The sequence below is a fragment of the Campylobacter sp. 2018MI10 genome (genome assembly GCF_018501175.1).
In the GTDB taxonomy this organism is placed as follows: Bacteria; Campylobacterota; Campylobacteria; order Campylobacterales; family Campylobacteraceae; genus Campylobacter_E.
In genome coordinates this window covers 1-450 of sequence record NZ_JAHCZD010000090.1, presented here as the reverse complement: position 1 = coordinate 450, position 450 = coordinate 1, and the positions used below count along the sequence as shown (strand labels likewise).

Below are 450 nucleotides of genomic sequence, written 5' to 3'. Positions count from 1 at the left end.
CTCAACACTGGAAACAACAAGTTTTACCTGTAGGTGCTGCTATGAGTGATACTTGGCAAATTTTAGAATTTGCAAAACGCTTTAAGCTTAAAGAGGTTTGGAAAGAACAAAAAGTAGATGGTAAGCTTACTTTACCAAGTGTACTAGAAGAAGCAAAAGCTATGGGTTATAGCGAAGATGACACGCTTTTTGATGTTTTATTTGCCAATAAAGAAGCAAAAAGCTTTAATACAAAGGATGCCATCGCAAAAGGATGTGAGAATACAGAAGTTAAAGGGGATGAGAGAAAAATGCAAGGCAGTGAAGAAAAAGAAATAATGCGCTACGTCGGCAGCGTCAGATGTGAATAATGGACAGAATTATCTATATTGGGAGCAGAAATCGTTGAAGTATAACCGGAAACTTAAGTAGATTGTACAGAACCATCTTTAGTATGGTCTGTATATAAAG

The 450-nt window shown here is 36.4% G+C and carries 1 pseudogene; it reads left to right on the top strand.

Annotated elements, in window-relative coordinates:
* A pseudogene (locus KJR01_RS09800) lies at window positions 1-326 on the top strand (periplasmic nitrate reductase subunit alpha); the annotation flags it as partial.
* Between the last annotated feature and the right edge of the window lie 124 nt (window positions 327-450).